At 53.3% G+C, this 12237-nt stretch carries 9 protein-coding genes and 1 pseudogene; 4 read left to right on the top strand and 6 right to left on the bottom strand.

What is annotated here, in order from left to right:
• The 3 genes from HFM78_RS08280 to HFM78_RS08270 form a co-directional block, all read right to left on the bottom strand.
• Positions 1-3706: CheR family methyltransferase (locus HFM78_RS08280; RefSeq protein ID WP_287128963.1), on the bottom strand; the 3706-nt coding region annotated here is incomplete at its 3' end.
• Positions 3707-3776: 70 nt separating this feature from the next.
• The gene (locus HFM78_RS08275; protein WP_396033529.1) at positions 3777-5792 is read right to left on the bottom strand and encodes a catalase; all 2016 of its coding nucleotides are present in this window, start codon (positions 5790-5792) and stop codon (positions 3777-3779) included.
• Positions 5793-6110: 318 nt separating this feature from the next.
• A complete protein-coding gene (locus tag HFM78_RS08270; RefSeq protein WP_287128961.1) occupies positions 6111-6563 on the bottom strand; it encodes a DUF4385 domain-containing protein in 453 nt (150 codons plus the stop codon).
• 389 nt (positions 6564-6952) lie between these two features.
• On the opposite strand from HFM78_RS08270, the gene HFM78_RS08265 reads away from it, so the two are divergent.
• Positions 6953-8617 (top strand): tetratricopeptide repeat protein, encoded by a 1665-nt coding sequence (locus tag HFM78_RS08265; protein WP_287128960.1) that lies wholly within the window; start codon positions 6953-6955, stop codon positions 8615-8617.
• Here HFM78_RS08265 and HFM78_RS08260 read toward each other — a convergent pair.
• The 3 genes and pseudogenes from HFM78_RS08260 to HFM78_RS16245 form a co-directional block, all read right to left on the bottom strand.
• The gene (locus HFM78_RS08260; protein WP_287128959.1) at positions 8614-9273 is read right to left on the bottom strand and encodes an MOSC domain-containing protein; all 660 of its coding nucleotides are present in this window, start codon (positions 9271-9273) and stop codon (positions 8614-8616) included. The genes HFM78_RS08265 and HFM78_RS08260 overlap by 4 nt on opposite strands.
• A 46-nt stretch (positions 9274-9319) precedes the next feature.
• A complete protein-coding gene (gene ddlA, locus HFM78_RS08255) occupies positions 9320-10375 on the bottom strand; it encodes a D-alanine--D-alanine ligase (RefSeq protein ID WP_287128958.1) in 1056 nt (351 codons plus the stop codon).
• Between the two features lie 51 nt (positions 10376-10426).
• Positions 10427-10567 (bottom strand): annotated as a pseudogene (locus HFM78_RS16245) (helicase-related protein); the annotation flags it as partial.
• Positions 10568-10592: 25 nt separating this feature from the next.
• On the opposite strand from HFM78_RS16245, the gene HFM78_RS08250 reads away from it, so the two are divergent.
• The 3 genes from HFM78_RS08250 to HFM78_RS08240 all read left to right on the top strand — a co-directional run.
• Positions 10593-10898, top strand: a complete 306-nt coding sequence (locus HFM78_RS08250) for a DUF2499 domain-containing protein (RefSeq protein ID WP_287128957.1) — start codon at positions 10593-10595, stop codon at positions 10896-10898.
• On the top strand, positions 10895-11869 hold the full coding sequence (gene galE / locus HFM78_RS08245) for a UDP-glucose 4-epimerase GalE (RefSeq protein WP_287128956.1): 975 nt from the start codon (positions 10895-10897) through the stop codon (positions 11867-11869). Before HFM78_RS08250 ends, galE begins: the two co-directional genes overlap by 4 nt.
• Positions 11870-12237, top strand: a 368-nt coding sequence (locus tag HFM78_RS08240; protein WP_287128955.1) for a DUF721 domain-containing protein, incomplete at its 3' end; no start/stop codon positions are given.

The raw sequence follows: 12237 nt of genomic DNA, 5'->3' as shown, positions 1-12237 counted from the left end.
CCAAGCCTAGCCCTTGACTGGCTTTGGTGGTGCTGGAATCACCCTGACGGAATCGCTCGAAAATATGCGGCAACAAGTCGGCTTGAATGCCTTGCCCTGTGTCACTGATGGTAATAACGGCGTAGGAATTTTGAGTTGGATCTGGTAACTGAGAACTCTCTAACTTCACCTCAACCCGTCCACCCGCAGGCGTAAACTTGATGGCGTTTGTGAGTAGATTCCACAGCACTTGCTGCAAGCGATCAGCGTCACCCATCACGGTCGTCGAACTCAACGATGCCACAAGCTGAATATTTTTTGCTTCTGCTGACAATTGAACAATGTAGATCGCCGCTTGCACCACTAAGTCCAGATCAACCGGGCGCGTGCTGAGCTTGAGCTTACCGCTGACAATGCGAGAGGTATCTAAAATATCTTCAATTAACTGCGATTGCGCCTTGGCACTCTGTTCAATCACTTCTAAAGCCCGCGCCACTGTCGCTTCGTTGAGGGTGCCGGCGCGGAGCAGTTGCGCCCAGCCCAGCATCGTATTCAGCGGGTTGCGGAGTTCGTGGGAGAGGTTGGCGAGAAACTCATCTTTGGCTCGATTGGCAGCTTCTGCCTGTTGACGGGCGATTTGCTCTTGCGTGAGGAGGCGCGATCGCTCTGTTTCAAACTGCTTGCGCTCACTGATGTCTTCGAGCTGCAGCAAAATCATGTCAGCGTTGTCGGCTTGGTTCAGCTTGCAAGCATTGATCAGCAGGGTCTTTTGCCCAATCTGCTCAAAATAATGATCCACCTCAACATTCTGTACCTGACTCATATTGGTTAGGATTGCTGTCAAAATCGAGCGCAGTTGGGGGATGTTCCATTGCCCGTTGCCTAGCTCGAATATAAGAGGGCGACCGGTTTCCACCTCAGACACCTGAAATACCTCGTAGCACGAGCGATTAGCCGTCTGCACCCGCAGCTCGGCATCGAGCACGACCAGCGGAATTTGCACAGTCTCGACGATCGTTTCCGCATAGTTGCGAGCGGCCTCTAGGGTGGCGGCATGGCGTTTGAGCACGTCAATATCCACAAACACCAGCGTCACGCCATCAATTTGGTTTTCGGTGGTGCGATAGGGACGAATGCGCAGACTGTACCAATAACCTGCTTGCGTTTGAATTTCCTGTTCTTGCGTGTTGAGCGTTTCTAGCACCTCTAAAATCATGGGTTCTAGTCGGGAAATGTCAAAATTGGCGTGGAGATCGCTAAACGGTCGTCCGACATCGGTGGGAATAAAATTGAACAGTCGCTGAGCAGTCGGTGTAAAGCGGCGAATCCTCAACTCGTTCGTGAGCATGACAATCGGCACACTAATGCTGGCAAGAAAGTTGTTGAGATCGCTATTGTCGCGGTTTTGTTGCAGATTGCGGCTGCGCAGTTCGTCGTTGGTGGTCGAGAGTTCTTCATTGGTGGCTTGAATCTCTTCTTTCGCCGTTTGCAGCTCTTCATTGGTGCTTTGCAGTTCCTCGTTGCTCGACAAGATTTCTTCGTTCGCCACGCGCAGGTTTTGGTTGAGCTGGTTTTGCTCCTGAATGATCACTTGCAGATGGGCTTGAGCCGAGAGTTCGCGTTGGATGGCGGCGGCCAGCGCTTGCCGCAGCTGCACTAGCGCCCGCTCTAGCCCCCCAAGCTCCAGGTTTCCTACCGTCGCTGGGCTGAGGGACACCTGCGGTGAAACTGCCTCCAAAAACACTAAAAAATAGCGCGTATCCGCCATCGCTGGACGAAATGGGATCACTTCTAGATTGAGCCGAAGCGGTTCCTTCGCCGTGGCGTTTGGCACTAATCGCTCACCCGCTGCCAGCTCAATTTGTGCCTGGCGCACCGGGGCGTTTTGGTTCTGCGCCTGGTGAATTGCGGTGCGTAGCGCGATCGCTAAGCCTTCGCGTGCCATCAGCAGCAGGTTTAGCTCCGTAGTGCCAGGCGTCAGTTTGAGGTAGGGGTCGAGGTCGCCGCGCATTTGGACAATCTGCATCTGGTCATCCACCACGATCGCCACTGGTGCGTAGTGATTTGAGATCCATCGATCCACTTCTCGCGCTAAATCAAAGGGCAGGGCGAGGCTTCTAGGGCCTTGCGGTTGCCTTTTGAGGCTAGAAACGCTTTGCGTACTTGGCATAAACGAAAAGATGGAACGAGTCAGGGTTGCTTTTCTGGCATAGATTTTGCAGGCTTCATCCACTACCGTAAACAAGGCTGAGGAGGTTTTGACGCTTTCGGACTGGCCCAGCAGCATTAAGCCCGTTTCATTGAGACTGTAATGAAACAGCGACATAATACGCTCTTGGAGCGAATCTGCTAGATAGATCAGCACGTTGCGGCAGCTAATCAGATCAAGATTGGAGAAGGGTGGGTCGCCGCCCAAGTTATGCTTGGCAAATACACACAGTTCGCGGACAACACTGCTAATTCGATAGCCACCTTCTGCCAGGGCGATAAAGAACCGGCTTTGGCGTTCTGGTGAAACGGCTGACATCTGGCTCTCGAAGAAAAAGCCTGACCTGGCTCTGCTGATGGCGGCTTCGCTGATGTCGGTGGCAAAAATTTGGATCGGTGGAATGACCGCCTTGTCATCGAAAAACTCTAATAAGCACATGGCGATCGAGTAAGCTTCTTCCCCGGTGGAGCAGCCGGCGATCCAAATCCGGATCGGCATATCACTCGATTTATGCTGGCTAATTGTGGGAAAAACCTGCGCCTTCAATTGTTCAAAGACCTGGGGGTCACGAAAGAAACTGGTAATGTGAATCAGAATTTCTTCATACAGCATTTGCACTTCATCTGGATGCGCTTGCAGATAATGGGCGTATTCCTCCAGGTTTTCGAGGTTATGCAGCAGCATCCGCCGCTGAATGCGGCGATCTAAAGTAGAGGATTTGTAGTAGGTAAAGTCAATGCCAGTCCTCGTCCGCAGGAGGGCAAAAATGATGGTTAACGCATCCTCTGGTGCGGGTGGCAATTCTTTCACTACCAGCAGCGGCCCTGGGTGAAACAGAAAGGGACTGCGACTCAGACGTACCAGCTCTTTGGCGATAGCTTTGGGCGATAGCACAAAATCCACATTGCCAGTGGCAATAGCGTTATGCGGCATACTGTCAAAGGCTGCCGTCTGGTGACTTTGAGCAAACGTCACGCCGCCCACCACTTTGACTGCTTTCAACCCCATGGAACCATCGCCATCTGAACCTGACAACACGACAGCGATCGCTTTAGTGCCGCGATCGATGGCTAAGGACTCAAAAAAGATATCGCCCGGCATATATTTACCGTGGTCTTTCTGGCGGGGAGCAAGATGCAGCATTCCCTCTACTAGGGCCATTTGGGTATTGGGCGGAATTACATAGATCTCGTTTGGCTCGACCATCATTCGGTCTCGCACTTGATGCACAGGCATGGTGGTTACTCTGCCCAAAATTTCGGATAGCAGACTTTCGTGGTCGGGCGATAGATGCTGAATCAGCACAAACGCCATGCCCGTATCGATCGGCAAGTGGCGGAGCAGTTCTCTAAATGCCTCCAGTCCCCCAGCAGATGCCGCAATCCCCACCACTGGAAAGGGCGCGTCGGTTTTGGCAGGCTGATCCAGTGCCGAGATACGGTCAGAGGTCTGTCCTTGCGGGTAACTCGAAGCAATGGCTTCAGGTGTACCGTTAGGATCGAACGAGTCAGAGGTCATGAATTACCTGGAGTCCCTCCAGTAGTATACAGTGGAGTGGTGCTTCTTTGGACAAAATTGTGTAGACAAGCTAGTCTGCCAATGCTTCAAAACGCGACCAGTGGCGATGTGCTTTGATGGCTGCCAGGAAGTTGTGCGTAAAAGAATTAGAGGCTTCGTGACCAGTGACGATTCCTAACGCTATCGGCACTGGGCTATTCAAGTCAATGCCTTTGATTCCGGCCTGGATTAAAAGATTGACGCCCTTTCCATTCGCCGCAATGGGTTTGTAGTGCCTATAGGCTTCGTAAATGAATTGCAGTGCATCCACATTCATTTTTAGGGCAGTCAGACTCTCACTACCACCCGGTACGTAGATGGCATCAAACATCACGGAAGCAGCGGTCAAAAAAGTTTGCTGTACTTCAACTTCTGGGCCTCCGGTACTCTTGATCGTTCCACCCAAAATTGATACCACCTCACAGTCCACACCTTGTGAATTCAGGGCTTGCTTGAGGCTGGTGAGGTCGGAATAACAAACCCCAGAAGCGGCCAAAATCGCTACTTTACGACCCTTTGCCGTTTTAGTCGTGTTTTCTTGACTGAGCGCGGCTGATTTTTGACCATGATTGGCAGTTTCTGTGGCAGCCGGGGCGGACAGACCCAAACCTTCAGCAATCCGTTCAGCGAGTTCGTGGTCGACCTCATTAAAGCGAGCTACCATTCGTTGTTGAACCGTTTTCTCCTTCACTTTGCCTAGCTCAAAACGAGCTGCCCCCACAAGATGGTCTTTTTCGGGTACTGAAAGACTGTTCCAGAAAAGGGTTGCCTGACTAAAGTGGTCGGCAAAACTAGGACTGCGCTCACGAATCTTGTGACCTTCCACGCGCTCTGAGTAATGGACAAAGCCGCCCTCTGCCTCTGGCACAGGAGCCGGTTGATTATTACCTAGCGAATTGGGGGAGTAATTGACTCGACTAGTCTTTACTTGCATTTGCATAGGCCCATCTTGATGGTTGTTGTGAAAGGGACACACTGGACGGTTAATGGGCAGATGGATAAAATTAGGACTACCGAGACGATAGACCTGCGTATCGTGATAGGAGGAAAGCCGACCCTGGAGTAAGGGGTCATCACTAAAGTCAACTCCAGAAACAACATTAGAAGGCCGGAAGGCCACTTGCTCAGTCTCTGCAAAGAAGTTATCAGGATTCCGGTTCAGTGTCATTTTGCCAATCGGTTGGACTGGAACTAGTTCTTCGGGGATCAGTTTGGTGGAGTCCAAAATATCAAACCCAAATTTGAACTCATCCTCTTCCTCAATGATCTGTACACCCAGCTCATATTCTGGGCCAACGCCTTGCTCAATGGAGTTCCATAAATCTCGCCGATGAAAATCGGGGTCTTTACCAGCCAGCTTTTGCGCTTCATCAAATACGTTCGAGTGGACTCCCAGTAAGGGTTTCCAATGATACTTGATGAAACGAGATTTACCTTGAGCATTGATCCAGCGAAAGGTATGGATACCAAACCCCTGCATCATGCGGAAGTTTCTGGGGAGCGTGCGGTCTGATAATAGCCACATGATCATGTGCATTGATTCTGGTATGAGCGAGATAAAATCCCAAAAGCTCGGATGAGCGGTAGAAGCCTGGGGAATTTCGTGATCGGGTTCGGGCTTGATAGCATGCACAAGGTCAGGAAATTTGATCGCATCCTGAATGAAGAAGACTGGGATGTTATTACCGACAAGGTCATAGTTACCATCTTCAGTGTAAAACTTGACGGAAAAGCCGCGTACATCCCGCACACTATCGGCGGAACCCCGTGAACCACCCACGGTCGAGAATCGGACAAAAACAGGGGTTTTTACCGCCGGGTCTTGCAAAAATTTAGCTTTCGTAAACTCGACCATACTTGCATAGGGCTGAAAATAGCCGTGAGCACCTGCACCCCGGGCATGAACCACCCGTTCTGGAATACGTTCGCGGTCAAAGCTAGACAATTTTTCTTGAAAGTGAAAATCTTCTAAGAGCGTCGGTCCGCGTGAACCTGCTTTGAGAGAATCATCGGTACTACTAATGAAATGTCCGTCATCGGTAGTCATCTTGTCCCCCGCATCCTTGCGGTAGGTCTCTAAGCTTTGGTCTTTGGTTTGTTCACTCACGGTTTCCCCCTCTTGAAGATGCGGCTTTTTAACCAGTTTAGAAGTGCATTTTTTTGAGCGCGTAGGGCTGCTGGCACACAAAGTGCCTGCTTCCTGCGGTCGGCCCAGCGATGAAACACACCTGCTTAATATAAAAAACAAGCTTATCTTTATCTTCTATCTTAGGTTAGAGGTACATAATTATGATACTTGTTATGCCAACAGACTAAGCAAGCTAATTTTAGTTTATGCATCGAAAACTATTTAATCCTTCTTGATTCATTCATCGCTTTGGCGATGAGCGGCGGTAAGCATTACATACACTGGATCGGACTTAGCTAATTGCCAATAGCCCTGAAAAATCTTTGCAGATTCAGCTTTGAGCGGGTCTTCTTGACGAGGAAGTATATTTTTAGTAACTTTGTCGTACTTATGTCCTGATTTATGGTTTGCATAACGACGGGAGCGGGTATAGCCCATTTGTAAAAACTTTCTTGCCATATCCATACCCACAAAATCGCCCTGTGCTTTGTACTCAAGAAACAAAGTGTGAATTTTTCGAGCAGATTGTAACGCAATCTCTGGAGTCTTAAATTTCCAATAGGGTAAAATTTCATTTTTATAGGGTTGAATAAGCAACACGCCCTGTTCACCTTTACCAATCTGATACAACTCTGGATGTTTCCGAAAATTAATTGATACAAAATCTTGTGTGTAGTCGAACTTTTTCATGAAGAATAACCTAGGAGTTTGTGTTTCAACAGCATGATTGACGCCAAGAGCTTGAGGTAAGAGGGTCTGCTGGATAGAGCTTATGGGCTACTCAGCAGCAGGTAGAGTGCCCACATTGTACTACTCATTGCTGTCTTCACTGTCATACTGGAACTCAACAGCAGGACAAACGCATCTAAATTTTGTCCATCCCTAAGATTTTCCCGCGCTAGGCTGGCTGCGACCTAAACCCCAACTGCATGAAGTAGCCGTGACGGTCCAGCAGGTGCTCATAGCCTATGGCAATTTTGTCACACTCCACCACTGGTCTCGTTAATGGGACTAGTTCACCTTTGATTATCATGCGAATAGATTAGTTGCCTTTTTGCGCTGGACGATCGAGAGACGCAATGAAAAAAGCCAAGGGTTTCGGTAAGCCAACGCAGCATGAGCTACAACAAGCTTTGGACCAGGCCGCGCGGCAAAGCCGGGAGGGAAATTTAACCCAGGCGCGAGACAGCTACCTCAAAGTTCTCCAGACCCATCCTGACCAGCCCACTGCTCTTCACCTCTTGGGGATAATTTACCAACAGTTGGGAGACCTGAATCAGGGTGTCCAGTTAATCGCCCGAGCGGCTGCCCTCCAGCCAAAAGACGCACAGTTGCACTACAACCTGGGCGTGGCCCTGAATACGCGGGGCAGTCTGGATGAGGCGGCGGTAAGTTTCCAGAAGGCCATTGACCACCAGCCTGATTCTGCCGAGGCTCACAACAGTCTCGCCGGGGTCCTACAACTGCAAGGCAAGCTGAGCGAGGCCAACCACCATTACCAACAGGCCATCGCCCTCAAACCCCGCTGGACCATCCCCCACGATAACTACCTACTCAACCTGCAATATCAAACCGACCTAGACCCCCAGCAATGGCAAATAGCCCTAGCGAATTTTCAGAGGGCCTGTGCTGACCTGCCCCGGCTCAAACTTAACCCCTCTGTTCCCCATAAACGCTTGCGGGTGGGCTATGTCAGCCCCGACTTCTATCAACACGCCTGTGCTTGGTTCCTGCTGCCCCTTTTTACCCATTATGACCGCGCCGAGTTTGAGTTTTTTGCCTATGCTCAAGTCAAAAAGCCCGATGGGATGACCGCCCGTCTACGGAGTCTGGTCGACCATTGGCAGAGCACAGTGGGCCTGAGCGATGACCAGATGGCGGCTCTCATTCAACAGGATGACATTGATATTCTGGTGGACCTCGCTGGACATACTGCCTGGAATCGCTTACCTGTCTTTGCCCGCAAACCAGCCCCGGTCCAAGTTACCTGGTTGGGCTTCCCCGGTAGTACGGGTTTACAGGAGATGGATTACCGGCTCTCTGACCCCTGGCTGACCCCACCAGGGACCCCGGAATACAGTAGCGAGCAAGTCTGGAACTTACCCCGCCCCGCCCACTGTTATGCTCTCCCCTCAGACGCGCCCCCAGTGGGACCCCTGCCCTGTCTGACTAAGGGTTACATCACCTTTGGCTCCTTCAATAACTTGATTAAGGCCACCCCAGCAACCTTGATACTCTGGGCTAAAGTCCTCCAAGCCGTCCCCGACAGTCGGCTCCTACTCAAATCCTGGCAGTTGGCGAACCCCGGCATCCGGCAACGGTTGCTGATTGAGTTAGAGGAGCGGGGGGTGGCCCCGCAACGGGTGGTCTTCCTCGGTCATCAGCCGACGACCGCTGCCCACCTCGGGTGCTATCAACAGGTGGATATCGCACTAGATACCTTCCCTTACCACGGGACGACGACGACCTTTGAGGCTCTGAGCTCTGGGGTACCCGTCGTGACCTTGGTGGGTGAGCGTACAGCGGCGCGGGTGGGGTTGTCCTTGATGCAGGCGTTGGCCTTGCCCGTGGCTAGGACGCCTGAGGAATATGTGCAGTGCGCGGTGTCGCTGGCCCAGGACCGGGCGGGATTGGCCCATTTACGCGTCGAGCTAAGAGGGCGGTTATTAAATTCGCCCCTAGGGGATGGTGTGGATTTTGCCCAAGCGGTCAGTGGCGCTTTTCGGCGGATGTGGGACCGCTAGGACCCGCTCATCCGGGCCAGCCGCTCTCGCCAATTCGCCGCCAGCAGGGTGCATTGGGCTAGTGCAGTCACCGTCTGGGGGTCGCGGTTGAGGCCGTTTAGGATGGCACCGACTTGGGCCACGGACCACTGGGGATAGGGCCGCTCCACCAGTTGCAGCGCGGCACCCACAGTGACTTCACCAGGGATCAAGACCCGCAAGTACCAACCGGAACGCCCAGTCTTCACGACCCGCGCCGGGAGGTCTTTTTGCTGCCAGCGACGGGCGAGTTTCCAGCAGGGTTGGCGGGGTTGGGAGACTTGAAAATGGACCCTACCGAGTTGATAGGTGTCCCCGATACAAACGGTGGTCTCCGTCTGTCCTTCCATCGTCAGGTTCTCACCAAAAGCCCCATAGGCCATCTCCGGTTTGTCCAGTTCAGCTTGCCAGAGGGGATAGTGGGCGGTGGCGTAGGCCAGGATTGCTTTGTCAGGACCGCCATGGACCGTCAAATCGGCCTGTCCATCACCCGCCATCTGGGTCTGACTCACCCAGACTGGCCCCGGAATCGGAACTTTGAAAAAACCTGTCTCCCAGGGCGGGTCTAGGGGGTCTTGAGCATCGCCCAGTTGCCGGGGTAGGCCCACTTGGATCGAAACTAAGCGCGGTGTAGTCATGGATTTACCTCAGGGTGGTCCGATTGAATAAGCTCTCGATCAGAAGCTACGGCCCGAAAGAAGTTTGGAGTTTTTGGTCGCGGGTAAAGCGTTCTCGGGCTAACTGGATTAACTGGTCAATCAAGTCGGGGTAGCTAATTCCACTGGCTTCCCAAAGTTTCGGATACATACTGATGGCGGTGAAACCAGGTAGGGTATTGATCTCGTTAACAAACACCGCCCCATCTGCTTGCACAAAGAAATCTACCCGCGCTAATCCTTCACACCCCAATACCTCAAATGTTGCGATAGCGAGTTCTTGGACTCGGGCAGTGACGAGGGGGGACAGACGGGCCGGGATCTCCAGACGGGCTCCCTTTTCATCGAGGTACTTAGCGGCATAGGAATAGAAGTCGTGGCTGGGGATGACCTCACCGGGAACGGAGGCACGGGGGTCTTCATTGCCCAAGACCGCGCATTCAATCTCACGACCGGGGATGTTGGCTTCGACCAGGATTTTGTGGTCATAGCTGAAGGCATCGCGGAGGGCGGCTTGGCATTGGCTAGCATCCTCAACTCGATGGACCCCGACGGAGGAGCCGAGGTTAGCAGGTTTGACGAAAAACGGACTCCCCAGACTAGCGGCTAGGGTCTCAAACTGGAGTTGTGGGAGGTCCCGCTGCCGAAAAACCAGGAAGCGGCCCACGGGTAGGTGAGCATCCCGCAACAGACGTTTCATCACATCTTTATCCATCCCCACCGCCGACCCCAATACCCCCGACCCGACGAAAGGAACGTTGGCGAGTTTCAAGAGGCCCTGGACTGTGCCATCTTCCCCCAGGGGTCCGTGGAGGACTGGGAAGACGACATCCAGAGCTTTTTCGCTCCAATTCAGGTTGAGTAAGGCGGTTTCTTGGGGGGCGGGCAGGGCTGGAAGGGTCCCATGGAGGAGGGCTTGGGCTTGGTGGTTGAGGTACCACTGTCCGGTCTTGGCAATGGCTAAGGGGATGACTTCATAGCGGACGGGGTCCATCGCCTGAATAATATTGCGGGCAGACTGGAGGGAGACCTCGTGTTCTGCTGATTTGCCGCCGAAAAGGATACCGACCCGGAGTTTTGCCATGATCTGTGGGATGAGTAGCGATTAACTTTAAGCCAGGGCGGTCCCTGAAAACAACTCCCCGTTGCGCTGCTCCATCCGATTTGGATTCCAGGGAATCTCGTCGTGAATGAGCCGAGAGCAATAATTTTGCAAGTCCAACCCCTCAGAAGCCGCATCAGTGGCTACTAAAATCCGTACCGGAGCAGCCATAGGGGGTGGAGGGGCCTATGCTATGGAGATGAACGCGCTCTCCTTCCCCACCTGGGTAATTCACATCTCTAGCATCCTGGAATGGATTGTGGCCCTCGCTTTGATTTGGCAGTACGGTGAACGGACCCAGAATCCGGCCTGGAAACACTTGGCTTGGGGGATGCTTCCGGCTCTGGTGGGAGCAATGGCGGTGGTGGTCTGGCATTATTTCGACAATACGCCCGCGCTGGCTTGGCTGGGGCGTCTCCAAGGGGCGATGACGCTCTTGGGGAACATTACTTTAATGCTCGCTGGGTATAGCCTGTATAGGATGACGCGCACAGGACAGACATGAAAGTATTGGTGACGGGCGGAGCGGGGTATATCGGTTCACACACAGTCCGGGCCCTCAAACAAGCTGGGTTCACGCCAGTGGTGCTCGATAGTTTGGTGTACGGACACCGGGACTTTGTGGACCCCGCCAGTCTAGTGGTGGGCGACCTCCAGGATCGTCCTTTCTTAGACCAACTCTTCCAACAACATCAGTTTGTGGGCGTCGTCCATTTCGCGGCCTTCACCTACGTAGGCGAGTCGGTTCAGCAACCGCTCAAGTATTACCGCAACAACGTCGCGAGCACTTTGAACTTAATTGAGGCGATGACCCAAGCCGGGGTAGGAAATATCATCTTCTCCTCCACCTGTGCCACCTACGGCGAACCCCAGTTCTTACCCTTGACCGAGGACCACCCCCAAAACCCGATTAACCCCTACGGGATGGGCAAACTGATGGTGGAGCGCATCCTGCAAGATACTCAGCGGGCCATGGGTCTCCAGTACATTGCGCTGCGCTACTTCAATGCAGCCGGCGCGGACCCGGCGGGGGGGATTGGCGAGGACCACAACCCAGAAACCCACCTCATTCCCTTGGTGCTTGATGTGGCCCTGGGTCGCCGTCCACACATTACGGTCTTCGGCACTGATTACCCGACCCCCGACGGTACCTGTGTCCGTGATTACATCCATGTCAACGATTTGGCCCAAGCCCATGTCCTCGGCTTGCAATACCTATTGGCAGGCGGCAAGAGTCTATGTCTCAACCTGGGCAACGGTAACGGGTTCTCCGTCCAAGAAGTCATTACGACGACAGAAGCCGTTACGGGACGCAAAATTCCAGTCGAGTTCGGGACCCGTCGCGCCGGAGACCCAGCCGTGCTAGTGGGCAGTAGTGAACGGATTCGCAGTCTATTAAAATGGTCGCCCGAATATGACGCGCTAGAAGTAATCATCCAGACCGCTTGGACCTGGCACCAAGCCCGGTTCAGTTAAATGGCCCGTATCGTCCCCGTCGCCCAAGTCCTCCAAAGTCTCCAACAAGGTCCCGAATGGCGCAAGGCGAAACAATTTCTGCGCGTCCTCGAAGCCTGGGCTAGTTGTGTAGGTCCAGGTTTGTCCCGTCAATGTCAACCCCAGCGCATCAGCGAGGGTATCCTCTGGGTCGCAACAGTAGATGGCATCTGGGCACAGCAGTTGACCTACGAGCGCGAACTAATCCGCCGCAAACTCTTGGCCCAACTCCCCGGCCTAATCCTACGCGACATCCGCTTCACCCCGACGGGCTGGCAGACCCTCCGCACGCCGACCCGCCTTGCCAGCCGCCAGCCGACCCCGACCGCGCCCCCCTCACCCTTCACTTG

Source organism: Candidatus Cyanaurora vandensis, assembly GCF_013285555.1.
GTDB classification, from domain to species: domain Bacteria; phylum Cyanobacteriota; class Cyanobacteriia; order Gloeobacterales; family Anthocerotibacteraceae; genus Cyanaurora; species Cyanaurora vandensis.
This window is presented reverse-complemented; position numbering and strand designations above follow the sequence as displayed.

Bases quoted from the DNA above. Each gene is read 5' to 3' on its own strand.
- HFM78_RS08270 (WP_287128961.1), bottom strand. From the start codon at position 6,563: ATGAAAAAGTTCGACTACACACAAGATTTTGTATCAATTAATTTTCGG.
- HFM78_RS08265 (WP_287128960.1), top strand. From the start codon at position 6,953: ATGAAAAAAGCCAAGGGTTTCGGTAAGCCAACGCAGCATGAGCTACAA.
- galE (WP_287128956.1), top strand. From the start codon at position 10,895: ATGAAAGTATTGGTGACGGGCGGAGCGGGGTATATCGGTTCACACACA.
- HFM78_RS08275 (WP_396033529.1), bottom strand. From the start codon at position 5,792: ATGACTACCGATGACGGACATTTCATTAGTAGTACCGATGATTCTCTC.
- HFM78_RS08250 (WP_287128957.1), top strand. From the start codon at position 10,593: ATGAACGCGCTCTCCTTCCCCACCTGGGTAATTCACATCTCTAGCATC.
- ddlA (WP_287128958.1), bottom strand. From the start codon at position 10,375: ATGGCAAAACTCCGGGTCGGTATCCTTTTCGGCGGCAAATCAGCAGAA.
- HFM78_RS08260 (WP_287128959.1), bottom strand. From the start codon at position 9,273: ATGACTACACCGCGCTTAGTTTCGATCCAAGTGGGCCTACCCCGGCAA.